The organism is Pseudomonas sp. 3A(2025) (assembly GCF_054589175.1).
In genome coordinates this window covers 90615-114102 of sequence record NZ_BAAILM010000034.1, presented here as the reverse complement: position 1 = coordinate 114102, position 23488 = coordinate 90615, and the positions used below count along the sequence as shown (strand labels likewise).

The 23488-nt window shown below is 62.6% G+C and carries 21 protein-coding genes; 12 read left to right on the top strand and 9 right to left on the bottom strand.

Annotation, left to right across the window (positions count from 1 at the left end):
* Positions 1–6: 6 nt before the first annotated feature.
* The 5 genes from ACYP2A_RS14435 to aptA form a co-directional block, all read right to left on the bottom strand.
* Positions 7–597 carry an SMI1/KNR4 family protein gene (locus ACYP2A_RS14435; RefSeq protein ID WP_459745896.1) on the bottom strand — a complete coding sequence of 197 codons (591 nt, stop codon included), beginning with the start codon at positions 595–597 and terminating at the stop codon, positions 7–9.
* An 11-nt stretch (positions 598–608) separates the two neighbouring features.
* Positions 609–1460, bottom strand: a complete 852-nt coding sequence (locus ACYP2A_RS14430) for a DUF6508 domain-containing protein (RefSeq protein WP_459745894.1) — start codon at positions 1458–1460, stop codon at positions 609–611.
* A 328-nt stretch (positions 1461–1788) separates the two neighbouring features.
* Complete coding sequence (locus ACYP2A_RS14425; RefSeq protein WP_459745892.1) at positions 1789–3282, bottom strand: CoA-acylating methylmalonate-semialdehyde dehydrogenase; 1494 nt, start codon at positions 3280–3282, stop codon at positions 1789–1791.
* Between the two features lie 21 nt (positions 3283–3303).
* Entirely contained in the window at positions 3304–3591 is a 288-nt protein-coding gene (locus ACYP2A_RS14420; RefSeq protein ID WP_459745890.1) for a cupin domain-containing protein, read from the bottom strand.
* Positions 3591–4937: an omega-aminotransferase AptA gene (aptA, locus tag ACYP2A_RS14415; protein WP_459745887.1), complete on the bottom strand. Its 1347-nt coding sequence runs from the start codon at positions 4935–4937 to the stop codon at positions 3591–3593. Before aptA ends, ACYP2A_RS14420 begins: the two co-directional genes overlap by 1 nt.
* 100 nt (positions 4938–5037) lie before the next feature.
* Between aptA and ACYP2A_RS14410 the strand changes: the two genes are divergently transcribed.
* The 10 genes from ACYP2A_RS14410 (at position 5038) to ACYP2A_RS14365 (ending at position 15968) form a co-directional block, all read left to right on the top strand.
* Positions 5038–5958 (top strand): LysR family transcriptional regulator, encoded by a 921-nt coding sequence (locus ACYP2A_RS14410; RefSeq protein ID WP_459745886.1) that lies wholly within the window; start codon positions 5038–5040, stop codon positions 5956–5958.
* A gap of 238 nt (positions 5959–6196) precedes the next feature.
* Positions 6197–7039 carry a transporter substrate-binding domain-containing protein gene (locus ACYP2A_RS14405; RefSeq protein ID WP_459745885.1) on the top strand — a complete coding sequence of 281 codons (843 nt, stop codon included), beginning with the start codon at positions 6197–6199 and terminating at the stop codon, positions 7037–7039.
* 54 nt (positions 7040–7093) lie between these two features.
* Positions 7094–7921, top strand: a complete 828-nt coding sequence (locus tag ACYP2A_RS14400; protein WP_459745884.1) for an amino acid ABC transporter ATP-binding protein — start codon at positions 7094–7096, stop codon at positions 7919–7921.
* A 10-nt stretch (positions 7922–7931) separates the two neighbouring features.
* Positions 7932–8603: an amino acid ABC transporter permease gene (locus ACYP2A_RS14395; protein ID WP_459745882.1), complete on the top strand. Its 672-nt coding sequence runs from the start codon at positions 7932–7934 to the stop codon at positions 8601–8603.
* Between the two features lie 8 nt (positions 8604–8611).
* Complete coding sequence (locus ACYP2A_RS14390) at positions 8612–9277, top strand: amino acid ABC transporter permease (RefSeq protein WP_459745881.1); 666 nt, start codon at positions 8612–8614, stop codon at positions 9275–9277.
* Between the two features lie 34 nt (positions 9278–9311).
* A complete protein-coding gene (locus tag ACYP2A_RS14385; protein ID WP_459745880.1) occupies positions 9312–10193 on the top strand; it encodes a dihydrodipicolinate synthase family protein in 882 nt (293 codons plus the stop codon).
* 139 nt (positions 10194–10332) lie between these two features.
* Positions 10333–12672, top strand: a complete 2340-nt coding sequence (locus ACYP2A_RS14380) for a 4-hydroxyproline epimerase (RefSeq protein ID WP_459745879.1) — start codon at positions 10333–10335, stop codon at positions 12670–12672.
* Positions 12669–14150 carry an aldehyde dehydrogenase family protein gene (locus ACYP2A_RS14375; protein ID WP_459745877.1) on the top strand — a complete coding sequence of 494 codons (1482 nt, stop codon included), beginning with the start codon at positions 12669–12671 and terminating at the stop codon, positions 14148–14150. The genes ACYP2A_RS14380 and ACYP2A_RS14375 overlap by 4 nt, the downstream gene beginning before the upstream one ends.
* A 10-nt stretch (positions 14151–14160) precedes the next feature.
* Complete coding sequence (locus tag ACYP2A_RS14370) at positions 14161–15183, top strand: proline racemase family protein (RefSeq protein WP_459745875.1); 1023 nt, start codon at positions 14161–14163, stop codon at positions 15181–15183.
* Between the two features lie 80 nt (positions 15184–15263).
* On the top strand, positions 15264–15968 hold the full coding sequence (locus tag ACYP2A_RS14365) for a GntR family transcriptional regulator (RefSeq protein WP_459745873.1): 705 nt from the start codon (positions 15264–15266) through the stop codon (positions 15966–15968).
* A 49-nt stretch (positions 15969–16017) separates the two neighbouring features.
* On the opposite strand, the gene ACYP2A_RS14360 is transcribed toward ACYP2A_RS14365, so the two are convergent.
* Together ACYP2A_RS14360 and ACYP2A_RS14355 are read right to left on the bottom strand one after the other, a co-directional pair.
* Entirely contained in the window at positions 16018–16836 is an 819-nt protein-coding gene (locus tag ACYP2A_RS14360) for an alpha/beta fold hydrolase (RefSeq protein ID WP_459745872.1), read from the bottom strand.
* Positions 16837–16984: 148 nt separating this feature from the next.
* On the bottom strand, positions 16985–17881 hold the full coding sequence (locus ACYP2A_RS14355; RefSeq protein ID WP_459745871.1) for a LysR family transcriptional regulator: 897 nt from the start codon (positions 17879–17881) through the stop codon (positions 16985–16987).
* 105 nt (positions 17882–17986) lie between these two features.
* Between ACYP2A_RS14355 and ACYP2A_RS14350 the strand changes: the two genes are divergently transcribed.
* Both ACYP2A_RS14350 and ACYP2A_RS14345 read left to right on the top strand, forming a co-directional pair.
* The gene (locus ACYP2A_RS14350; protein WP_459745870.1) at positions 17987–19345 is read left to right on the top strand and encodes an MFS transporter; all 1359 of its coding nucleotides are present in this window, start codon (positions 17987–17989) and stop codon (positions 19343–19345) included.
* The gene (locus tag ACYP2A_RS14345; RefSeq protein ID WP_459745868.1) at positions 19342–20616 is read left to right on the top strand and encodes a glucarate dehydratase family protein; all 1275 of its coding nucleotides are present in this window, start codon (positions 19342–19344) and stop codon (positions 20614–20616) included. The genes ACYP2A_RS14350 and ACYP2A_RS14345 overlap by 4 nt, the downstream gene beginning before the upstream one ends.
* A 3-nt stretch (positions 20617–20619) precedes the next feature.
* Here the strand turns inward: ACYP2A_RS14345 and ACYP2A_RS14340 are convergent, their stop codons facing one another.
* Positions 20620–21402, bottom strand: a complete 783-nt coding sequence (locus ACYP2A_RS14340; RefSeq protein WP_459745866.1) for a substrate-binding periplasmic protein — start codon at positions 21400–21402, stop codon at positions 20620–20622.
* An 87-nt stretch (positions 21403–21489) separates the two neighbouring features.
* Entirely contained in the window at positions 21490–23370 is a 1881-nt protein-coding gene (locus ACYP2A_RS14335; protein ID WP_459745864.1) for an acyltransferase family protein, read from the bottom strand.
* Between the last annotated feature and the right edge of the window lie 118 nt (positions 23371–23488).

Genomic DNA, 23488 nt, shown 5'->3' with positions numbered 1-23488 from the left:
CAGCCCTCAGTCGTAATCGACAATAAACTCATAGCCATGGTCGATCAGCTGGCGCAGGTATTCATCGAAGCTGGCGGCAATCACCTTGTAGCTGTCCGGGTCGTGCAGGTAGCGCACCACTTGCCCGACCGTACCGCCCGCTGCCGGGTTGAAGTCCAGATACAGCCGTGACGTGCCGCCGTTGTTCATGCACTGGGAAAAACACAGGCGCTGGCCCATGCCCAGCGTGCCGTCGATGCCGGCGCCGATCAGTTCCGGGTCTTCTTCCAGGTAATCGCCGTACACCTGGGCAATGCTGTCGTTGTATTCCTCTGCTTCCTTGAGAATCTGTTCTACAGAGCTCAGGTAGTACGGGTACTCGAACACATCCGAGCCCAGCATCAGCACCAGGACCTCCTCACCGACCGGGTATTGGCGAAAGTGCGTACCGTCGATCCGCGCCAGCAGTTCCAGCAGGCTGGCCGGGGCCTGTGGATAACGTTCAGTAAGCTTTTGCAGATCGGCCTGCGAGGCGCCATGCGCGCGCTTCAATTGCTCCTGGTCTTCTGCGGCCAATAGCGGGATCAGGCCGGTAAGGTATTCATCGACGATGGACATGTAAGACCCTTTCAAGAAGGTAAAGACGGATGGGTAGCCGGTGTTTCCTGACGCAATACGGCCAGGCGCCTGAGCAGGTGAAGGATGTAGCCTTTTTCGATCATCGAACCGTGGTGACCATCACAAAAGCGCTCGCCACGTACGCACCAGGTCAGCAAGGTCTTGATCTCGAGCAACGAGGCATTGGCCACATGCTCGGCATCGCGCAGCTTTTCACCGGTACGTTGCATGTCGTACTCGAAATCCGTCCAGCAATCCTGGCCTGCCGCCGTGTAGAACGCATTGACGACCTCGACGTAGCTGGGCCACTCACTATCCGCCGTAAAGAATGACGTCTTGATGGCAACGCCGTTGGGGTACAGGCGCGGCAGGTAGCTGAGCAATTCATCGATGTCAGCCAACTGAGGGCCTGCCTGCCGGGTCACATAGTGATCGAACAGCCGCACCTGATCGGCGAACATCCCTGAGTTTTCATAGAAATGAACATCCTTGTGGTAACCCTGAAACTCGGCTGAATGCGAGCCTGTCACCCACAGTGAAACCGTCGCGGCGCCCTGCATGAGCCAATAGATATCAAAGGAATTTTCATAGGCTTTGGAGTAACTGAGATTGACCGCGTGGGCATGCAGGTCGAGCGCCAGTTGCTGGCCTTCGGTAACCCAGCACGCCTGGTCTGGTGAAACCCCCGAGTCAATGAACGCCTGATAACGCGCTGACAGTTCAGTCCTGGTGTCTTCCAGAGGCGCCAGGGCCGGCGGCATGAGCCGCCAGGGTTCGAGCAGGCCGCGGCCTTCATCGGCTGGGCGGGGTCGATCGAATGACCGCTCCAGCCAGGCCCTCAAGCGCGCGACGAGGCTGAACATGTGTGCCTCCAGGCAAGGGGGGAGTGTGCTGCTTGGAGTCGCGCGGGTGTTTTGGGTTCCCTGAGCCGGTTTTGTCGTCTGTCGCCACAAACAAAAAGAGCGCCCTCGGGGGGTAATGCCGATCAGTTAGGCTTCGGCACGCACTTGTAGGAGGCAGCTCTGCTGGCGAATGCTGTGGTACAGCCGCTACAAATGTGCCGGTTTTACTGGCCTCATCGCGAGCAGAGCTCCCTCCTACAAACACAGCGCCAGTCTTAAAACTGGCGAAAACCGCCTTAACTGATCGGCATTACTCCGAGGGGCGCTCTTTTTGATTGACCACTCCCGCTTACAAACTCGGGAACGCGAACTGCGAAGCCTCATGACTGGTTCGTTTCGGCCAGCGCTGGGTCACAGCCTTCTTGCGCGTATAAAAGCGCACGCCATCCGGGCCGTAGGCGTGCAAATCGCCGAACAGCGAACGCTTCCAGCCGCCGAAGCTGTGGTAGCTGACCGGCACGGGCAGCGGTACGTTGACGCCGACCATGCCGACTTCGATCTCGTCGCAGAACAGCCGCGCCGATTCGCCGTCGCGGGTGAAGATGCAGGTGCCGTTGCCGTATTCGTGGGCGTTGATCAGGGCGATGGCTTCTTCCAGGCTGCCTACCCGCACGACGCAGAGTACAGGGCCGAAGATCTCTTCCCTATAGATGCGCATCTCCGGGCTCACGCGGTCGAACAGCGTGCCGCCGACAAAGAAGCCGTTCTCGTGGCCCGGCACGCTCAGGTCGCGACCGTCGACCACCAGCTCAGCGCCACTCGCGTGACCGTCGTCGATATAGCCGAGCACTTTTTCCTTGGCTGCTGCAGTGACCAGTGGACCCATGTCCAGGCCGCAGGCCGTGCCGGCGCCAATTTTCAGGGCCTTGATCTGTGGCACCAGTTTTTGTACCAGCGCATCAGCTACCTGATCACCGACACACACCGCCACCGAGATGGCCATGCAGCGCTCGCCACACGAACCGTAGGCGGCGCCCATCAGTGCGCTGACCGCGTTGTCCAGTTCGGCGTCGGGCATCAGCACCGCGTGGTTTTTCGCGCCGCCCAGGGCCTGTACGCGCTTGCCGCGTTTGGTGCCTTCGGCATAGATGTATTCGGCAATCGGCGTCGAGCCGACGAAGCTCAGGGCCTTGACCTCAGGGGCCTCGATCAGTGCATCCACCGCTTCCTTGTCACCGTGCACCACGTTGAGCACGCCTTTGGGCAGGCCGGCTTCGTGCAGCAGTTCGGCGATAAGCAGGGTCGAGCTGGGGTCACGTTCGGACGGCTTGAGGATGAAGCAGTTGCCGCAGGCGATGGCCAGCGGGTACATCCACAGCGGCACCATGGCCGGGAAGTTGAACGGGGTGATGCCGGCGACCACACCGATCGGTTGCAGGTCGGTCCAGGCGTCGATGTTGGGGCCGACGTTGCGGCTGTAATCGCCCTTGAGAATCTCGGGTGCGGCGGTGGCGAACTCGACGTTCTCGATGCCGCGTTTCAGTTCGCCGGCGGCGTCTTCCAGGGTCTTGCCGTGCTCTTCGCTGATCAACTGGGCGATGCGCCCTTCGTTGGCTTCCAGCAGTTGCTTGAAACGAAACATCACTTGCGCGCGCTTGCCCGGTGGCGTGTTGCGCCAGGCCGGGAAGGCGGCCTGGGCGGCATCGATGGCCTGCTGCACGGTGGCGCGGCTGGCCAGGCTGACTTTACGGATGACCTGACCGGTCGACGGGTTGAACACGTCGGCGGTACGGCTGTTGTCAGCGACGTACTCGCCGTTGATCAGGTGTGCAATGGTGCTCATGAGTGGGGCTCCGGTAATGCTTTATTTGAGTTCGGTTTCGACGAAGACCACTTCGTGATCGCTGGCGTTGATCACGTTGTGCTCAACGCCAGCCTTGCGAAAGTAGCTCTGGCCGGCCACCAGAGGGGCGTGTTTGTCGCCCTCTGGGGTTTCCAGCAACAGCGTGCCGTTGGTCATCGGCACCACCACATAGTCACGGCCGTGGCGGTGCTGGCCGGTCTCGGCACCGGGCGCAAAGCGCCATTCGGTGACGATCACTTCATCGTTGTCGACTTGTACGGTGGCGACAGCCTGTGGGCGCTGGCTCATCAGTCGACGCCTTGCAGAGCCTGGCCGACTGCGTCGAACACGCGGTCCAGGTCTTGTGGTTTGGCATTGAAGGTTGGCCCGAATTGCAGGGTGTCGCCGCCAAAGCGCACATAGAAACCGGCTTTCCACAGGGCCATGCCGGCCTCGAACGGGCGGATGGTCGGGTCGCCGTCACGCGGAGCGATCTGCAACGCGCCGGCCAGGCCGCAGTTGCGGATGTCGACCACGTGTCTGGCGCCCTTGAGGCCGTGAATAGCGTTTTCGAAATACGGCGCCAGCTCGGCCGATTGCTGCACCAGGTTTTCTTTTTCCAGCAGCGCCAGCGATGCCAGGCCTGCGGCGCACGCCACCGGGTGCGCCGAGTAGGTGTAGCCGTGGGTGAACTCGACCGCGTGCTCGGGCAGCGACTGGTTCATGAAGGTCTGGTAGATCTCGCGACTGGCGACCACGGCGCCCATCGGGATCGCGCCGTTGGTGACTTGTTTGGCCACGTTCATGATGTCCGGCGTCACACCGAAGTACTCGGCGCCGGTCCATTTGCCCATGCGGCCAAAGGCGGTGATCACTTCGTCGAAGATCAGCAGGATGTTGTGCTGGTCGCAGATTTCGCGCAGGCGCTTGAGATAGCCGACCGGCGGCACGATCACGCCCGCCGAACCGGACATCGGCTCGACGATCACGGCGGCAATGTTCGAGGCGTCATGCAGCTCGATCAGCTTGAGCAGTTCGTTGGCCAGCGCCACGCCGCCGGTTTCGGCTGCGCCCTTGGTGAAGGCCAGGTCCGGTTGCAGGGTGTGCGGCAGGTGGTCGACGTCCATCAACTGGCCGTAGGCCTTGCGGTTGCCATTGATGCCGCCCAGTGCGGTGCCGGCGATGTTCACACCATGGTAGCCACGGGCGCGGCCGATCAGCTTGGTTTTCTGGCCCTGGCCCTTGATGCGCCAGTAAGCGCGCGCCAGCTTGACCGAGGTGTCGGCGCTTTCCGAGCCGGAGCCGGTGAAGAACACATGATCGAGGCCGGCGGGCGTCAGGCTGGTGATTTTCTCGGCCAGCTGGAACGACAGCGGGTGGGCGTATTGAAAGCCTGGCGAGTAGTCCAGGGTGCCCAGTTGTTTGGCCACCGCTTCCTGGATTTCCTTGCGCGAGTGCCCGGCACCGCAGGTCCACAACCCCGACAGGCTGTCATAAATGCGACGGCCCTGATCGTCGGTCAGCCAGCTGCCTTCGGCCGCGACGATCAAACGCGGGTCGCGCTTGAAGTTGCGATTGGCGGAGAAGGGCAGCCAGTGGGATTCCAGATTGAGCTGGCTGGCCAGCGAAGGGGGGTGCTGCAGGGCCTGATTCATGACGCCAATCCTTGTGGTGGTGGATGACCACAGCTTGTACCTACAGGATGGGTGAGTTAAATCTATATCTTCTCAAGTTAAGTTATGGATTGGCTCACCTATGTCGTCCTCCAAAAAGCCGGTGCTCACCCAGGTCAGCGATTTCGATCTGCGCCTGCTGCGCCTGTTCAAGACCGTGGTGCAGTGCGGCAGTTTTTCGGCGGCCGAAAGTACCCTGGGCATCAGCCGTTCGGCGATCAGCCTGCACATGAGTGACCTGGAGAAACGCCTGGGGATGCGCCTGTGTCAGCGCGGCCGGGCCGGCTTTGCGCTGACCGATCAGGGCCGTGAAGTCTTGCGTTCAGGCGAGGCGGTGCTGGCGGCCATCGAAGGCTTTCGCAGCGAGGTCAACCAGTTGCACAGCCAGTTGCGCGGCGACCTGAATATCGGGCTGATGAGCAATCTGGTGACCCAGCCGAAAATGCGCATCACCCGCGCACTGGCGTCGTTACGCGAGCAGGGCGACGGGGTGACGGTGAACCTGAGCATGAGCACCCCCGGCGAGATCGAGCGCGGCTTGCTCGACGGGCGCTTGCATGTCGGCGCCATCCCGCTGATCACGCCGTTGTCCGGGCTGGAGTACAGCCTGCTCTACGAAGAACGCAGTTACCTGTACTGCTGCGCCGGCCACCCGTTGTTCGAGCACGCCGAAGGCTTGAGCAACGAAGAGTTGCGCAATGCCGACGCGGTGATGCCCAGCTACCGCATGACCGCTGAAGCCATTGGTTTGCACCAGTTATTCGAATGCGCGGCCACGGCCACCGACCGCGAAGGCATCGCGTTTCTGATCCTGACCGGCAGCTACATCGGCTTCTTGCCGGATCACTATGCGGCGGGCTGGGTGGAGAAAGGCGTGCTCAAGGCCATCGCCCCGCAACGACTGTTTTTCGACGCGCCGCTGGCGATTGTCACCGCCCGTGGAAGGCGGTCGAGCCTGATCGTCGAGCATTTCCTCGAAGCCCTCCAGCACAACGATTTCTGATTTTTCAAGCTTTCGTAGGAGCGGCTTTAGCCGCGAATGGGCACAGATCGTGGTGCTTGCTTCGCGGCTGAAGCCGCTCCTACGAGATTTCTGCGCGACCAATAAAATTTCAACGAGCCTTGTTGACAGTTCGTTTCGTTCAAATCTAATCTGCATACAGCGCTGCACACATGACGGCGCACACGTAATTTGATTTGTACCTTCCTGCCTACAAGAACGAAATATCGGAGAGGTCAAAATGGTTCGGTTGCTTCCTGGCTCCATTCGCAAAATGCTGGTCTGTGCATCCGCCATCGGCGCGTTGCTGTCTCAGGTTCCGGCCCAGGCGGCCGACGGTTCGCTCTGGAAAGATGTGCAGAAGGCCGGCGTGCTGCGCTGCGGCGCAGCGGTAGCGGCGCCTTATGTGATGCGCGATGCGCGCTCCGGGGATTACAGCGGCTACTTCGTCGACCTGTGCCGCGACTTCGGCGAGAAGGTGCTGAAGGTCAAGGTCGAGTTCGTCGACACCAACTGGGACAACCTGGTGGCTGGCCTGCAAGGCGGCAAATGGGACCTGGCCATGGCCCTGAACCAGACCCCCGAGCGGGCACTGGCGGTGGGCTTCACAGTGCCGGCCACCGACTATCAGGTGTCGCTGCTGACCCACAAGAGCAACCCCAAATTCGCCGAGGCCGGTCAGTCGATTGCCGACTACGACAAGGAAGGGGTGACCTTTGCCGTGATGTCCGGCACCGCGCAGGACAAGGCCATCAGTGCGGTGGTCAAGAACGGCAAGGTCATGCGCCTGCCGGGCATGGACGAGGCGCGTCTGGCGGTGATGTCCAAGCGCGCCGACGTGCTGGTCGATGCCAGCGACACCAACCACCTGTTCGCTGTCGCCAACCCGGACTGGACCAAAGAGGTATTGCCCAAACCGGCGCTGGCCAAGCAGGGCGTGTCGTTCGGTGTGCGCCGCGACATCAGCAGCGCCGATCTGCAGGTGCTGAACATCTACCTCACGCAGCGGCGCGAGACCGGCGAGATCGACGCTCTGGTCGACAAGGCCTCGCAGCTGGCCAACGCCGAGAAACCCGCTCAGTAATCCTGCCGATGCTGGCCCGCGCAGCACAGCCTGCGCGGGCCCGGAGAATCCTCGATGACAGCTTCCCCTCTCGCGGCAGTGCCGCCACGGCCGTCGCTCGCCCGCGAAACGGCGCCGTCAGACGCATTCATTCAGTTGCGCGATGTGTGCAAATCGTACGGCGAGAACCTGGTGGTCATGGACCACATGGACCTGGACATGCGTGCCGATGACCGGCTGGTGATCATTGGCCCCAGCGGCAGCGGCAAGAGCTCGTTGCTGCGGGTCATGATGGGGCTGGAAAGCATTCAGGCCGGCACCATCAGTTTTCAGGGCAAGCCGTATATAGACGGCAATGCCCGGCGCGGTGACGGCAAGCCCACCAATACTGCGTTGCAGACTCAAGTCGGCATGGTGTTCCAGCACTATACGCTGTTCCCGCACCTGTCGATCCTCGGCAACCTGATCCTGGCGCCGATGAAAGTCCACGGCCTGTCACGTGCGCAGGCGACTGAAAAGGCTCGCCAGTTGCTGGCGCGGCTGGGCCTGGAAAGCAAGCTCAACGCCTACCCCAGCCAGTTGTCCGGCGGCCAGAAGCAGCGCGTGGCGATTGCCCGTGCCCTGATGCTCGAACCCAGGCTGATGCTGTTCGACGAAGTCACTTCGGCACTGGACCCGGAAATGGTCATCGAGGTGCAGAACGTGATGCTGCAACTGGCCGAGCAGAAGATGGCGATGATCATCGTCACCCACGACATGCACTTTGCCCGGCATATCGCGACCCGCGTGGTGTTCTGTGCCAACGGCCGGGTGGTCGAGCAGGGCCATCCGCAACAGCTGTTCACCCAGCCCAAAGAACCGCGAACCCGCGAGTTTCTGGAAAAAGTTTTGCACCTGGACTGAGGAGGCCGTCATGGATTACACGTTCGATTTCGGCTTTCTCAACGGCAATGTCGGCACCTTGTGGGACGGCCTCAAAGTCACGCTGCAACTGGCCCTGGCCGCCAATGTGGTGGGGCTGGTGTGCGGTTTCGGCCTGTGCCTGATGACCCTCAGCCGCTGGTTTTTCATCCGCTGGCCGGCGCAGTTGTTCATCGAGTTCTTTCGTTGCACGCCGGTGCTGCTGCAGATTGTCTGGTTCTTCTATTGCGTGCCGATGCTGTTCGACGTGTTCATCGGCCCGATCACCATGGGCGTGCTGGCGCTGGGCCTGAACCTCACCGCCTTCAATGCCGAAGCCTACCGCGCCGGCGTGCAGGCCGTGCCGCGCGAACACATGGATGCCTGCGTCGCGCTGGGCCTGCGGCCCTGGCAGCGCACGCTGTACGTGATTTTGCCCCAAGCCTTGCGCAGTGCCGTGCCGGTGCTGATGACCAACGGTATTTCGATCCTGCAACAGAGCGCGCTGGTGGCCATCGTGGCCGTGGCCGACCTGATGTACGTCGGCAAGAGCATCGCCACCGAAGCCTATCGGCCGCTGGAAACCTACACGCTGATTGCCCTCATCTACTTCGTCATGTCGCTGCCCATCGCTCAACTGGTGCAGTGGCTGGAACGCCGTCAGGAGGCAGCGCACGCGCGCTGATCACCCGTATGAATCTCGACTTTTCCGTGGTGTTTTCCTACTGGCAGCCGCTGTTGCAGGGCCTGGGCCTGACCCTGGCGTTCACCGTGGGCTGTGCGTTGCTGGGCAGTGTGCTGGGCTTTTTCCTGAGCCTGTTGCGCACCTCTGGCAAGCGCTGGCTGAGTGTGCCGGTGGGCCTGTATGTCGAGCTGTTTCGTGGCACGCCGTTGCTGATTCAGCTGTTCTGGATTTTCTTCTGTTTCCCGGTGGTGTTCGGCCTGGATGTGCCGCCGTACGTGTCGGTGCTGCTGGCGCTGACCCTGTTCATGGCGGCGATCACTAGCGAGACCTTTCGTGGCGCGCTCAAGTCGATTCCCGGCGAACAGCACGATGCCTGCGTGGCGCTGGGCCTGGCCTCGTGGAACAAGACCCTGTTCGTGGTGTTCCCGCAGGCGTTGTTACGCAGCGTGCCGCCGCTGCTCTCGAACGTGGTCTCGCTGTTCAAGGAAAGCGCGCTGATTTCGTCGGTCGGTGTCGCCGACCTGATGTTCGTCGGCCAGAACATCTCCAACAGCACCGCCCGCCCGGTCGAGTTTCTCTCGGCGGTGGCGGTTATCTACTTCCTCGTGGCGTTCCCGCTGACCCGTCTGGTCGGTGTGGTCGAGGCGCGGATGTTACGTCGCTATGCGTACTGACCCCAATCCATCCCAGCTACTTCGGAGACATTCCATGCTTGAACTCAAAGGTATCCTGCCCGCCGTCGTCACCCCGTTCGATGACAACGGCAACGTCAACCACGACACCCTGGCCAATATCATCGAGCACCAGCTCAAGGCCGGTGTCAGCGGCTTCGTGCCGCTGGGCTCGACGGGCGAATACTACGCACTGAACAACGCCGAGCGCCGCGAGATTCTGGCGACCTTCAAAGCCGTGGTTGGCAATCGCGGCACGCTGATCGCCGGCGCCAACGGCTCCAGCACCCGCGAAGTGCTGGAGCAGGTGCAACAGACCGTCGATGCCGGCTACAGCAACCTGCTGATCGCCCCGCCGTATTACGCGCTGCCGTCTCAGGAAGAACTGCTCAGCCACTACCAGACCATTCTCGACACCTTTCCGGGTATCAATCTGGTGCTCTACAACTACCCGGTGCGCACCAACGTCGAGGTCGGCATGGGCGTGGTCGACGCACTCAAGGATCACCCGCAGGTCATCGCCATCAAGGAAAGCAGCGGCAACCTGCTGCGCGCCATCGAGATCGGCGAGAACTACAAGGGCAAGGTCCAGCTGTCGTGCGGCTCCGACGACCAGGCGCTGGATTTCTTCCTGTGGGGCGCGACCAGCTGGATCTGCGGCCCGGCCAACATCTTTCCCGAGGCGGTCGTGGACTTCTACAACAAATTCAGCGCAGGCGACCTGGCCGGCGCGCAGAACGTGATGCGCTCGCTGTTCCCGCTGATGGCCAACCTGGAAAGCGGCAAGTTCGTGCAGAAGGTCAAGTACGGCACCGAACTGGCAGGCTTCAAGGCCGGCAACGCCCGCGCCCCGTTGCTGCCGCTGACCGACGACGAAAAAGCCGAACTGCGCAAACTGTACGAAGCCGTGCAACGCTGATCCTGCACGGTCTCGCTGATACCACGCGTCGTAGGAGCTGCTTTAGCAGCGAAGGGCTCAACACGGTATCGCGCCTTTCCCGGCTAAAGCCGGTCCTACGCGCAGAGTGACAAGCTCAATATTTTCCAGGGAGTTCCCCATGACCACGCATCGTTTCATCAGTATCGAAGGCCATACCGAAGGCATGCCGGTGCGCATGGTCATCGACGGCGCCCCGCAACTGCGCGGCGCAACCATGAGCGAGCGTCGTGAACAGTTCATCGCGCAATTTGACTGGGTGCGCCGCGCGCTGATGCTTGAGCCGCGCGGCCACTCGCACATGTCCGGCACGCTGTTTTATCCACCGCTGCACGCCGACAGCGATTTCAGCCTGCTGTTTATCGAAACCTCCGGCTGCCTGCCGATGTGTGGCCACGCCACATTGGGCTCGATCACCTTTGCCCTGGAAGCCGGCCTGATCACCCCGAAAACGCCGGGTCGGGTGGTGGTCGATGTGCCCGCCGGGCAGATTCACGCCACCTATACCCAGGACGGCGACAAGGTCAGTTCGGTGCGCTTCACCAATGTGCCGGGCTTTTTGCTGCACCGCGACGTAGTGATCGACTTTCCGCCGTTGGGTCAGCTCAAGGTCGATATCGCCTACGGCGGCAATTTCTATCCGATCATCGAGGTACAGCCCAATTACCCTGGTTGCGAACACTTCACCCCCCAGCAACTGCTGGAGTGGGGCCGGCAGATGCAGGACCTGATCAACCGCACGCTTGAAGTGGTGCACCCGGAAAACCCGAGCATCCGTGGCGTCAACCACTGCATGTGGACCGGCCAGCCGTTGTCCGGCGAATCGCAAGGCCGCGCGGTGGTCATCGCAGGTACAAGCCTGATCGACCGTTCACCGTGCGGCACCGGCAGCTCGGCCCGCGTGGCGCAGCGTTTTGCCCGTGGCTGGCTGGGGCAGGGTGAGGCCTATCGGCATGAAAGCCTGATCGGCAGCTATTTCATCGGGCGCGCCGAACAAACGCTGCAACTGCACAACGGCCAGGCGGCCGTGCGCCCGAGCATCGAAGGCCGCGCCTGGATCACCGGGCGCGCCAGTTTCGAGGTCGACGACAGCCAGCCCTGGTGGGACGGCTTTTCTCTGCAAGACTATTCAACCCCCAGTGACTGGAAAAGAGATTTCGGCATGACCACTGCGCAGCCCATCACCGCTGAATCGGCATCGCAACAAAAAGCCCTGGTCGTCGGCGGCGGCATCGTCGGTGTCTGCTGTGCGTTGTACCTGCAACGTGAAGGCCTGGCCGTGACCCTGATCGACCCTGCGGCCCCTGGCGACAGCACCGCCAAGTGGAGCTGCGGGCAGATGGCGGTCAGCGAAGTCATCCCGCTGTCCAAGCCCGGCATCCTGAAAAAAGTCCCCGGCTGGCTGCTCGACCAGAAAGGCCCGCTGGCCCTGCGTCCCTCGGCGCTGCCTGGCATTTTGCCGTGGTTCTTGCGCTTCGTGGCTTGCGCGCGGCAGTCGCGCATCGAGCAGATTGCCCGCGAGATGGCGACCCTGACCCCGCACGTCTACGAAGATTTTGCGCCGCTGCTGGCGGCCTGCGCCGACAAGACGTTGCTCGGTGAGCGGCCGATTCTTGAGCTGTTCGACACCGCCGCGGGCCTTGCCCATGAGCGGCCGCACCTGGAGCTGCGGGCTTCGCTGGGCTTCAAGGCCGAAGAGCTAGATCGTGATGCGATTGCCGATCTGGAGCCGGCCCTGGCCGGCAAGTTCAGCCATGGCTTGTTGTTTCCCGACTGGCGTGCAGTCAGCGACACCAAGGGTTTTATCGCGGCCCTGACCCAAAGCTTTCTCGATCAGGGCGGCGTGCGCCGGCGTGATCAGGTCAAGTTCATCGACAAACATTCAGGCCGCGCCAGTGGCGTGACCCTCGACAGCGGCGAGCGCCTGCCCGCCGACCATGTGGTCGTGGCCGCCGGCACCGGCTCGCGGCGCTTCTTCAGCCAGTTGGGCCTGAGCATTCCGTTGACCGGTATCGCCGGCTACCAGACGCTGCTGCCAGAGCCTGCGGTGGAGCTGCGCCATTCTGTGATCTACGCCGACGGCGGATTCTGCCTGAGCCCCATGACCCGTGGCCTGCAGATCGGCGGCACCATCGAGTTCGCAGCTCAAGGGGCCGAGCCCAACTACAAACGCGCACAGATCATCCTCGACAAGGCGCGGCGGATTTTGCCGCAACTGCGCACCGACAACCTCGAATTCGGTGTCGGCTACCGGCCGTTTTTGCCCGACACCAAGCCGGTCATCGACCGCGCCAGCACACTGACCAACGTCTATCTGGCCTTCGGCCACGGCCAGCTCGGCCTGACCCTGGGCGCCACCACCGGGCGACTGATCAGCGACCTCGTCGCCGGCCGCACGCCGGCCCAGGACCTGACCCCGTTCAGCGCCAAGCGCTTTGCCCTTTTTGGAGAGTCCGCATGAAAACCTACGAGCAACTGTATATCGACGGCCAATGGGTCCGTGCCCAGCGCGGCGGCCTGTTCGATACGGTCGATCCGAGCAACGAAGCGACCATCACCCAGGTGGCCGCCGCCACTGCCGAAGATGTCGACCTGGCGGTCAAGGCCGCCCGCCGTGCCTTCGATGAAGGCCCGTGGCCAGGTCTGCCGGGCAGCGAGCGGGCGAAGGTGCTGCGCGCCATCGCCAACGGTATCCGTGAACGCCAGGATCATCTGGCCGAGCTGGAAGTGCGCGACAACGGCAAGCCGTTGCCGGAAGCGCAGTGGGACATCGCCGACACCGCAGGCTGCTTCGACTATTACGCCACCCTCGCCGAAGGCCTCGACGCACTGCGCGAGCAACCGGTGGCCCTGAGCGACGAGCGTTTCAGTTCGCTGGCGCGCAAGGAGCCCATCGGCGTGGCCGGTGCGATCATCCCGTGGAATTTCCCGATGCTGATGGCCGCCTGGAAGGTCGCGCCGGCGCTGGCGGCCGGCTGCACCATGGTCCTCAAACCGTCGGAGCTGACCCCGCTGACCGCGCTGGAGCTGGCCGACATTGCCGACCAGGCCGGCTTGCCCGCTGGCGTGCTTAACGTGGTGACCGGTTTCGGCCCTGACGCTGGCGCACCTTTGAGCGAACATTCTGGTATCGACAAGCTGGCCTTTACCGGCAGCGTACCGACCGGCAGCCGGATCATGCAGGCCGCCGCCAAAGACATCAAAAACATCAGCCTGGAGCTGGGCGGCAAGTCGCCGTTCATCATCTTCGACGACGCCGATATCGAAGCGGCGGTCGAGTGGATCATGTTCGGCATCTTCTGGAACCAGGGCCAGGTCTGTTCGGCGACTTCGCGGATTCTGGTGCAGCGTGACCTGTACGAGCCGCTGCTCAAGCGGCTGGTTGAACAGACCCAACGGCTGAGCATCGGCAACGGTCTGGAAGACGGCGTGTTGCTCGGCCCGCTGGTCAGCCGTGGCCAGTACGACAAGGTGCTGGAAGCCATCGCCCGTGGCCGTGCCGAAGGCGCCAGGTTGATCAGCGGCGGCACCCGGCCTGTGCATGTCGATAAAGGCTATTTCCTGACGCCGGCGATCTTTGCCGATGTGCCGCAAGACAGCTGGATCTGGAACGAAGAAATCTTTGGTCCGGTGGTGTGCATCCGCCCATTCGATGACGAGGCCGAGGCGCTGCGCAGTGCCAACGACTCACGCTTCGGCCTGGCGGCGGCGGTGATGTCCCAGGACCTGCCCCGCGCCGAACGGGTGGCGCGCAAGCTGCGTGCCGGTATCGTCTGGATCAACTGCTCGCAGCCGACCTTCACCGAGGCACCGTGGGGCGGCTACAAACAGAGCGGTATCGGCCGCGAGCTGGGCGAGTGGGGGTTGAACAACTATCTGGAAACCAAGCAGATCACTCGCTACGACAGCCAGCAGCCGTGGGGCTGGTACATCAAATAAAGGGCACACCATGCGCTGGAAGAAAACGCTGCAACTGGTCGACGTGCATTGCGAAGGCGAGGTCGGCAAGGTCATCACTGGCGGGGTTGTTGGCATCCCCGGCGAGACCATGCTCGACAAGATGAACTACATCAACGAAGTCGACGACAGCTTGCGCCGTCTGGTCGTACTGGAGCCGCGCGGCTGCCTGCAAATGTCGGTCAACCTGCTGCTGCCGCCAACCCGCTCGGAGGCGCAGGCCGGCTTTATCGTGTTGCAGGCCGACAAGGCCCACCCGATGTCGGGCAGCAACTGCATTTGTGTGGTCACCGCCTTGCTGGAACTGGGCATGCTGCCGATGCTTGAACCCGAAACCACTGTGGTACTCGACACCCCGGCCGGGCTGGTCACCGCTCGCGCCCGTTGTGAAGACGGGCGCTGCCTGAGCGTGTCGCTGGACATGGTGCCGGCGTTCGTCGAGCAACTGGACGTGGTGATCGACACTGCACAGTTTGGCCCGATCAAGGCCGACATCGCCTTTGGCGGGGTGTACTACGCGCTGATCGACGTCGAACAGACCGGCCTGAGCATCGCCCCGCAAAACGCCCGTGCCCTGGCCGATGCCGGCGTGGCGCTGCGCGCGGTGATCAACGCCCAGATCAAGGTGCAACACCCGCTGCTGCCGGCGATCAACGAGGTGGCCTATGTGATGTTTCGCCACCGCCTGGACGCCCGCACTTACCAGACCTGCACCACGCTGCCACCGGGACGCGTCGACCGCTCGCCGTGCGGCACCGGCAGCTCGGCGAATCTTGCGACCCTGGCGGCGCGTGACTGGGTGCAGGTGGGCGATCAACTGACCTCGCGCTCGACCATCAACGGTGAGTTTCAGGTGCAGTTGCTCGGCCACACCGATGTCGGCGGGCGTGCGGCGGTGCTGCCACGTATCACTGGCCGGGCGTGGGTGTACGGCTTGCACCAGATCGGCGTCGACCCGGATGACCCGCTGGCGGCAGGTTTCATGCTCAGCGATACATGGGGCGATGGGTTCTGACGGTGTACCATCACCGACCTTATGCACAGCACTGAAAACCAATAAAACGCCTGGAACCGTATTGCCGAGAACCGACCTGGATGAGTAAAGACACGACCGAACCGGCCGCCGGCGCCAAGCGCCACGGCGGCCGTTATATCTATGAGGAGTTGCGCAAGCAGATCCTGACCCTGAAGCTCAAACCCGGTGTGCCGCTGGACGAGGTGTCGCTGGCGACGCAGTTCGGTCTGTCGCGTTCGCCGGTGCGCGATGCACTGGCGCGGCTGATTACCGAAGGGCTGGTGACGATACTGCCGAATCGCACGATGCTGGTGACGCCGTTCGAGATCGAGGAATTTCCCAACTACGTGTCGGCACTGGACCTGATCCAGCGCACGGTGACCCGCCTGGCGGCGATGCACCGCAGCGATGAAGACCTGGTGCGTATTCGTCAGGCCGACGAGCTGTACCTGCAAGCGGTGACCAGCGGCGATTTCCAGGCCATGTCCGAATGCAACAAGGCCTTTCACATGGCCGTGGCCGAGGCGGGGGGCAACCGCTACTTCACCAGCAACTACGAAAAACTGCTCAGTGAAGGCCAGCGCCTGCTGCACCTGCATTTCGATTATGTGGTCAGCGTCAGCAGCGGCCGTCTGGGCCGCGATCACGACGACATCATCAACGCCATCGCCGATCAGGATGCCGATGCCGCAGAGCGCGCGGCCCATGAACACACGGTGCTGTTCCAGACCCGTTTTCTGGCCTTTTTGCAGCAGAACCTTACCGCCAATATCTCGGTGCTTTGAGGTTTGCAGCGCTGGCGGCTGATGTCCAGTCTCCGGCGCTGCTGCCCGATCAGCCGCCCACGAACGCCAGCAGATCTTCGTTCAGTTGCTCGCCATGGGTGACGGCAAAGCCGTGCGGTGCGCCCTGATAAACCTTCAGCTCGGCGCCGGCAATCAGTTTGGCGGCGAGGCGGCCGGTGGCTTCCAGCGGCACGACCTTGTCGGCATCGCCATGGATCACCAGCGTCGGTACGTCGACCTTGGCCAGGTCTGCACGGAAGTCGGTTTCCGAGAAGGCGGTCACGCAATCCACGGTGCCTTTGAGCGAGGCCAGCAGGGCGATGTTCAGGGTCTGGGTGAGAACGCCTTCTGAGACCTTGTTGCCGTCGTCCAGGCCATAGAAAGCGCTGGAGAAGTCAGAAATGAACTGTGCGCGGTCCTTGACCAGGCCCGTCTTGATGCCGTCGAACACCGACTTGTCGACGCCTTGCGGATGGTCGTCGGTCTTGATGAAGATCGGCGTCACCGCGCCCAGCAGCGCCAGGCGTGCAACGCGCGAGGTGCCGTGGCGGCCGATGTAGCGGGCGACATCGCCGCCGCCCATCGAGAAGCCCACCAGCGTCACTTCCTGCAGGTCCAGGTGGTTGATCAGATCGGCGATGTCGTCGGCAAAGGTGTCGTAGTCATAACCGGTCCACGGCTGGTCCGAACGCCCGAAACCACGGCGGTCGAAGGCAATGGTGCGGTAGCCGCGGCTGCTCAGGTGGTACATCTGCGCATCCCACATGTCGGCGTCCAGCGGCCAGCCGTGGCTGAACAACACCGGCTTGCCGGTGCCCCAGTCCTTGTAATAGATCTCGGTTCCATCGCGGGTGACGAACGTACTCATGACAAGCTCCAGAGGGTGTGGGTGAAAAAGTGTGACCGCGTGGGTGCGGCAGGGATTCACTATTGTTCAAAGTGCGCCCGATGGATTGCATGGGTGTGCTTTTGTGACTGAGACAACGCGATAGGATGGCCGCCTGTAGGCCCGCGTTTCAGGCCTGTGCCGCCACCGCTGCGCGGATTCCTTCAATCAACATCAGGCACGCCGGGTTGTCGTTATCGCTGCGCCACACCAGGTGCAGTTCGCTCTGGATGCCTTCGCCCAGGTCGATGTCGCGAAAGGTCACGTCGCGAAACACCACGTTGGTGGCGCAGCGTGGCACCAGCGCCAGGCCCATGCCGGCGTTGACCAGCGCCAGGATGGTCAGCGACGAGCCCAGCCATTGCACGTATTCGGGCGCCACGCCGGCCGAGCGGAACAGGCCGGTGAGCAGTTCGTTGAACGGCGGGTAGGCCGAGTGCGAGTACATCAGAAACGGCATGCCGCCCAGGTCCGGCACCGTGACCTGCTCGGCACGGGCCAACGGGTGATTGCTCGGCACCGCCAGCACGAAGGGCTCGCGCACCAGGCACTCGCTTCGGTAACCCGGTTGCAGCAACGGCGCGCGGACGATGCCCAGATCGATGCGCCGGGCGCGCAGGGCTTCATGCTGCTGGGCGGTGTTCATCTCGCTGAGGGCGATCTTGACCTGCGGCTGGTTGAGCCGTGCTTCGGCGATGACCTTGGGCAAGAACTCGTACACCGCACTGCCGACAAAACTGATGCTCACCGAGCCAATGTCGCCTTCGGCAAAGCGCCTGGCTGCCAGTGCTGCCTGCTCGGCACGCTCCAGCAAGTGCTGGGCCTCGATGAAAAACGCCCGGCCGGCGGCGGTCAGTGCCACGCTGCGGGTGCTGCGCGTGAACAGCGCCACGCCCAGATTGTGTTCGAGCAACTGGATCTGCCGCGAGAGCGGCGGCTGGGTCATGTTCAACCGTTCGGCGGCGCGGCGAAAATTCAGTTCGGTGGCCACCGTGGCAAAGCAACGCAGTTGAGCAAGTTCGAACATTGATATCTTCCGGGTATCAATCAAGTGTCAATCTAGATTAGACGGAAACAATACCCCGGTACATGATCGGTTCACTCCACAAAAACAACGAACCGGAGCCATCCCTTGAACACCATCCCGTCCCCGGCCGACCCGGCGCTCGTTGCGCAGGCGGTCGCCAAAGTAAAACGCCATGTATTGCCGCTGTTTGTGGTGATGTTCATCGTCAACTACATCGACCGGGTCAATATCGGCTTCGTGCGCAGCCATCTGGAAACCGACCTGGGCATTGGTGCAGCGGCCTATGGGCTGGGCGCCGGGCTGTTCTTCATCGGTTACGCGCTGTTCGAGGTGCCGTCCAATATCCTGCTGCAACGCTACGGCGCCAAGGTCTGGCTGACCCGCATCATGTTCACCTGGGGCATCGTCGCCACCGCGATGGCCTTTGTGCCCAACGAAACCTGGTTCTACATCCTGCGCTTTCTGCTCGGTGTCGCCGAAGCCGGGTTCTTCCCCGGCGTGGTGTACTACTTCACCAAATGGCTGCCGGCCGGCGAGCGCGGCAAGGCCATGGCGATCTTTCTCAGCGGCTCGGCGCTGGCGTCGATCATCTCTGGCCCCTTGTCCGGCGCGTTGCTGAACATCGAAGGCCTGGGCATGCACGGCTGGCAGTGGATGTTCTTCATCGAGGGCATGTTCTCGGTGCTGCTGTGCGGCTTTGTCTGGTTCTGGCTCGACTCGTTGCCCAAGGACGCCAAATGGCTGAGCAACGATGAAAAACAGGCGCTGACCGCCTGCATCGACGAAGAACAGCGCGAGCGCGAACGGGCCAGCGGCGGCGGCCCGGCGGTGCATCAGTCGTCGCTGCGCCTGCTGCGCGACCCGCAGATTCTGTTGTTCTGCTTCTTGTACTTCTCGATCTCGCTGACCATTTACGGCTGCACCTTCTGGCTGCCGAGCATCATCCGCTCGATGGGCGGGCTGAGCGATGTACAGGTCGGCCTGTTCAACTCGGTTCCGTGGATCATTTCCGTGGCGGCCATGTACGCCTTCGCCAGCCTGGCGGCGCGCTTCAAGTGGCAGCAGGCCTGGGCCTCGGCGGCGTTCGTGATTGCTGCCATCGGGCTGTTCATGTCGACCACTGGCGGGCCGGTGTTCGCCTTCGTCGCCATCTGCTTTGCGGCGATTGGTTTCAAGGCCGCCTCTTCACTGTTCTGGCCCATTCCGCAGGCGTATCTGGATGCACGTATCGCCGCCGGCGTCATCGCGCTGATCAACTCGGTGGGCAGCCTCGGCGGCTTCGTGGCGCCCGCTACCTTCGGTTATCTGGAACAGACCACCGGTTCCATTCAGGGCGGCTTGATCGGCCTGGCCACGGTGTCGCTGGTGGCCGGCATCCTGGTGTTCATGACCAAAACCCGCAAAGGGCAGGGCAAGGGCAGCGACACCAAGCCTACATTCGTTAAAACAGGAGCTCAGTCATGAGGATCAAACACGTACGCGTCACGCCGATTGCGTTTCGCGATGCCCCGTTGCTCAACGCCAGCGGCATCCACGAACCCTACGCGCTGCGTTCGATCATCGAGGTCGAGAGCGACAGCGGCCATATCGGCCTGGGTGAAAGCTACGGCGATGCGCCGGTACTCAACGTGTTGCAGGCCATGCAAAACAGCCTGGTAGGGCTGGACCCGTTCGACCTCAATGGTTTGCGGGCACGGGTGGTCAAGACCGTGGCCGGGCTGCAACCGGTCAGCGCCGGTGCCGAGCTGGCGCCGGGCTCGCACCCGAGCAAGCAGGTGGCCAACGCCTATTCGGCCTTCGAGGTGGCGTTTCTGGATTTGCAGGCGCGTTCGCTGGACATGCCGCTGGTCAATCTGCTGGGCGGTGCGGTGCGTCAGGAAGTGCCGTTCAGCGCTTATCTGTTCTTCAAGTACGCGGAGCATATCGGTTCGCCATACAACCCCGACCGTTGGGGTGAGGGCATCACGCCTGAGCAGATCGTCGCCCAGGCGCGGACCATGATCGAAGAGAACGGCTTCAAGAGCATCAAGCTCAAGGCCGGCACGATTCTGGGCCCGGAACATGAAGTGGCGTGCATCAAGGCGCTGCGCCAGGCGTTCCCGGATGCGCCGCTGCGCATCGACCCGAACGGTAACTGGTCGGTCGACACCTCGCTACGCATGGCCGAGCAACTGGCGGGGGATCTGGAGTATTTCGAAGACCCGTGCCCGGGCCTGGAAGGCATGGCCGAGGTGCATAAGCGCACCGGCATCCCGCTGGCGACCAATATGGTGGTCACCGACTTCGATGAGTTTCGCCGCAGCGTGGCGCTGAACAGCGTGCAGATCGTGCTCGCCGACCATCACTATTGGGGCGGGCTGCGCGACACGCAGATTCTGGCGCGCCTGTGCGACACCTTTGGCCTGGGCGTGTCGATGCACTCCAATTCACACCTGGGAATCAGCCTGATGGCCATGACCCATGTGGCGGCGGCGGTGCCGAATCTTGCGTATGCCTGCGACACCCATTACCCGTGGCAGGAGCCGGACGAAGAGGTGATCAAGGGCGGCAAGCTGCCGATCGTCAACGGCTGCGTGGCGCTGCGCGATGCGCCGGGGCTGGGGGTCGAGCTGGATTACGACCAGTTGGGCAAGCTCAATGACCTGTACCACAGCTGCGGCATTCGCCAGCGCAACGACGTGACCCAGATGCAGAAGTACCGGGCCGACTGGACGGCGCTGAAGCCGCGTTTTTAAGGCTTAACAGGTCTGGTTTGCCGAACCACAGGCCAGGCGCGTCGTCGGCCGATATTCATCACGAATACGCTGGATCTCGCCGCTGCCTTGCAGCGCCACAATCGCTGCATTGATCTGCGGCAGCAGCGCGGCGTGGCGCGGCTGGAGCATGATGCTCAGCGGCGCCTCGCTCAGTTGTGCGCCCTGGCGAAAGCGGCTGGGGTCGATCTTTCCGGTGATCACCAGCGATTGGTACAGGTCGTCGACCATGGCGACCGCATCGACCCGCCCGGCCTGCAATAACTCCAGCAGCGCCAGGTCCTGGGACGTTTCCAGTTTTTGCAGACGTTTGAACTCGAACGCCGGGTCCAGCTTGCGATAGGTATAACCGCGTACCATGCCGATGGTCAGGTTGCTCAGCTGTTCAGCCGGCAATGTCGCCGCCGGGTTGTCGGCGGCGAAGTACAGATGCTCGCGGACTTTCAGGTAAGGCACGGAAAACACATAGCGCGCCGCTTCATCCGGTTCTTTCCAGCTCGGCGATTCAGCATAGTTGAAGTCGATCTGGCCCTTGTCGAGCATGGCCTGCAAGCGGTTGACCGGGTACGACACGAACTGCGCTTCAAGTTGCGCCTGCTGCAGCACCCGGCGAGCGATGTCTACCGACACCCCTTGCAACTGCGCCTGTTCGTCGGCATAGCTGAACGGCCGCCACTCCGAGCCGCCAGCCAGATAAGGCTGGGCCTGAGCGGGGAGAGGTGACAGCCAGGCCAACAGACCTGCCGCAACCAAAGAGCAACATTTCATGCCTGGCGTCCTTTGCGGTTCAACTTGAATCATCCTGAACGTCGAGCATGGCAGCGATGTGATGGCACCACAAAAAGAATTGTCGGTTTAATTGCTCAGGCGCGGCAACACAAAGCGGCGCACCACGTACAGCGAGCCTTCTGAACTGAGGTGGCCGTCGTCGATCTGCAACAGCGCACCCGCGTCGTCGAGCCGTGCCAAGCAGGCGTCGGCGCGGCACAACTGGTCGATCAGCGAGACGAACTGCACGCTGGCCGGGTCGATCAGGCGTCGGGTCGCCTGGTCGACGGCCATGACCTGCCGGTTGAGGGCCGGGTCGCGGATATACGCTTGGTTCAAACCCCAATGGCGGCTGGCGATGACGCTGGGCAGCGAGGGCGTCCACTGCGGCACCGGGCCGACCAGCACGACGTGCCTGACGCCGTAGCGTTTCAGGCGGGCGGCAATGTCGTTCCAGGCGGTTTTGTCGTGATGGTCTTTCTGCGCCATGACCACGGTGTCCGGGTGCAGGCGCTCGATGCTTTGCCAGGCCAGGTCCGTGGCGTAGGCACAGGCGCGGCCAACATCGCCGCGCGGTTCCGGGCGGGTCAGGCTGGGCGGGCAACTGGCCGAGGTCACCTGGTAAAACGGCATGCCGGGTGCCAGCAGGGTGCGCAGCCCCAGCGACAGCGCCTGGGCATGCGAGTCGCCCCACAGCAGTACACCGCCTGTGCCTTGCGCGCGCGTACACGAGGGGTCGATGCCCGACTCACCGCGTTGGGTCATGGCCGAAAAGGCATCGCACTTGAGCCAGTAAGGTTCGTACAGCGCGTGCTGGCGATCGACGTACGCCTGAATAAACTGCGCCTTGTCCGAGACACTGATGCTTCGTTGGTTTAATACCACCCCTTTAGAAAGGCTGACCAACGTCCCCCCAACCAAGAGCAAAGTAATCGCGGTGCTGGCGGCGGTGAACTTCCAGGCGGGTATCTGCCGGGCGGCGGCGCCGGGTTTTTCGATCAGCCACCATGAGGCCATGCCCAGCGCCAGCGCAGTGCTCATGCCCAGCATGACGTTACCGACATCGCCCAGCCAGCCGGCATAGTTCATCAGCACCACCACCGGCCAGTGCCACAGGTACAGCGAGTAAGACAGCGTGCCCAGCCATTGCGACAACGGGTTGGCGGTCAGCCACGAGTCTTGCCGCGCCGCGGCGATTACCGCCCAGGTGCCGAGTACGGCCGGCAGGACCAATGCTGCCGACCACGCCTGGCTGACTTCGATCAGGCAGAAGCTGGCCACAATCAGCACCAGCCCCATGCCTTCCAGCCAGCGCTGTTGAATGACCTTGAGCTTGAGCGGAAACAGACACGCCACGCCGCCCAGCAGCAACTCCCAGGCGCGGGTCGGCAACAGATAGAACGTCGGCTCCGGCCAGCGCTGTGCGGCGAACAGGCACGCGGCAAATCCACCAAGGCAGGCAGCCAGTACCCACCAGCGCACGTGCTCGCGTCCGGTCAGACGCTGGAGGATCAACAAGGCGACGGGGTAGAGCAGGTAGAACTGCCATTCCACCGACAGCGACCAGGTGTGCAGCAGCCACTTCTCGTGGGCATTGGCGGTGAAATATCCGGCTTCCTGCCAATAGACGATATTGGATACGAACCCCAGGCTGGCGGCGACGTGCTTGCCCAGCGCGCTGTAATCGAGTGGCAGCAGATAAAACCAGCCGCCGACCAGCAATACCGCGCACAACACGGCCAGTGCCGGAATGATGCGTTGCGCGCGTGAGCGATAGAACTTCAGCAGGCTGAACGTGCCACCCTCCAGCCCACGCAGGATGATGCCGGTGATCAGGTAGCCGGAGATCACGAAGAACACATCGACCCCGGCAAAGCCGCCCGGCAGCCAGGCCGGGTTAAAGTGATAAACCAGCACGGCAAGCACCGCGATGGCGCGCAGGCCATTGATGTCTTTTCTGAAAAGCATGGGGGAGGGCCGTCAGGTGGCTGGGATGGACTCGTAGGAGCTGCCGGGCGGCGTTCCGCTTCAGCAGCGAATGGCACGACACAAAATGGTGTCGTCTGCTTCCCGACTAAAGTCGGTC

Bases quoted from the DNA above. Each gene is read 5' to 3' on its own strand.
- ACYP2A_RS14435 (WP_459745896.1), bottom strand. From the start codon at position 597: ATGTCCATCGTCGATGAATACCTTACCGGCCTGATCCCGCTATTGGCC.
- ACYP2A_RS14430 (WP_459745894.1), bottom strand. From the start codon at position 1,460: ATGTTCAGCCTCGTCGCGCGCTTGAGGGCCTGGCTGGAGCGGTCATTC.
- ACYP2A_RS14425 (WP_459745892.1), bottom strand. From the start codon at position 3,282: ATGAGCACCATTGCACACCTGATCAACGGCGAGTACGTCGCTGACAAC.
- ACYP2A_RS14420 (WP_459745890.1), bottom strand. From the start codon at position 3,591: ATGAGCCAGCGCCCACAGGCTGTCGCCACCGTACAAGTCGACAACGAT.
- aptA (WP_459745887.1), bottom strand. From the start codon at position 4,937: ATGAATCAGGCCCTGCAGCACCCCCCTTCGCTGGCCAGCCAGCTCAAT.
- ACYP2A_RS14410 (WP_459745886.1), top strand. From the start codon at position 5,038: ATGTCGTCCTCCAAAAAGCCGGTGCTCACCCAGGTCAGCGATTTCGAT.
- ACYP2A_RS14405 (WP_459745885.1), top strand. From the start codon at position 6,197: ATGGTTCGGTTGCTTCCTGGCTCCATTCGCAAAATGCTGGTCTGTGCA.
- ACYP2A_RS14400 (WP_459745884.1), top strand. From the start codon at position 7,094: ATGACAGCTTCCCCTCTCGCGGCAGTGCCGCCACGGCCGTCGCTCGCC.
- ACYP2A_RS14395 (WP_459745882.1), top strand. From the start codon at position 7,932: ATGGATTACACGTTCGATTTCGGCTTTCTCAACGGCAATGTCGGCACC.
- ACYP2A_RS14390 (WP_459745881.1), top strand. From the start codon at position 8,612: ATGAATCTCGACTTTTCCGTGGTGTTTTCCTACTGGCAGCCGCTGTTG.
- ACYP2A_RS14385 (WP_459745880.1), top strand. From the start codon at position 9,312: ATGCTTGAACTCAAAGGTATCCTGCCCGCCGTCGTCACCCCGTTCGAT.
- ACYP2A_RS14380 (WP_459745879.1), top strand. From the start codon at position 10,333: ATGACCACGCATCGTTTCATCAGTATCGAAGGCCATACCGAAGGCATG.
- ACYP2A_RS14375 (WP_459745877.1), top strand. From the start codon at position 12,669: ATGAAAACCTACGAGCAACTGTATATCGACGGCCAATGGGTCCGTGCC.
- ACYP2A_RS14370 (WP_459745875.1), top strand. From the start codon at position 14,161: ATGCGCTGGAAGAAAACGCTGCAACTGGTCGACGTGCATTGCGAAGGC.
- ACYP2A_RS14365 (WP_459745873.1), top strand. From the start codon at position 15,264: ATGAGTAAAGACACGACCGAACCGGCCGCCGGCGCCAAGCGCCACGGC.
- ACYP2A_RS14360 (WP_459745872.1), bottom strand. From the start codon at position 16,836: ATGAGTACGTTCGTCACCCGCGATGGAACCGAGATCTATTACAAGGAC.
- ACYP2A_RS14355 (WP_459745871.1), bottom strand. From the start codon at position 17,881: ATGTTCGAACTTGCTCAACTGCGTTGCTTTGCCACGGTGGCCACCGAA.
- ACYP2A_RS14345 (WP_459745868.1), top strand. From the start codon at position 19,342: ATGAGGATCAAACACGTACGCGTCACGCCGATTGCGTTTCGCGATGCC.
- ACYP2A_RS14340 (WP_459745866.1), bottom strand. From the start codon at position 21,402: ATGAAATGTTGCTCTTTGGTTGCGGCAGGTCTGTTGGCCTGGCTGTCA.
- ACYP2A_RS14335 (WP_459745864.1), bottom strand. From the start codon at position 23,370: ATGCTTTTCAGAAAAGACATCAATGGCCTGCGCGCCATCGCGGTGCTT.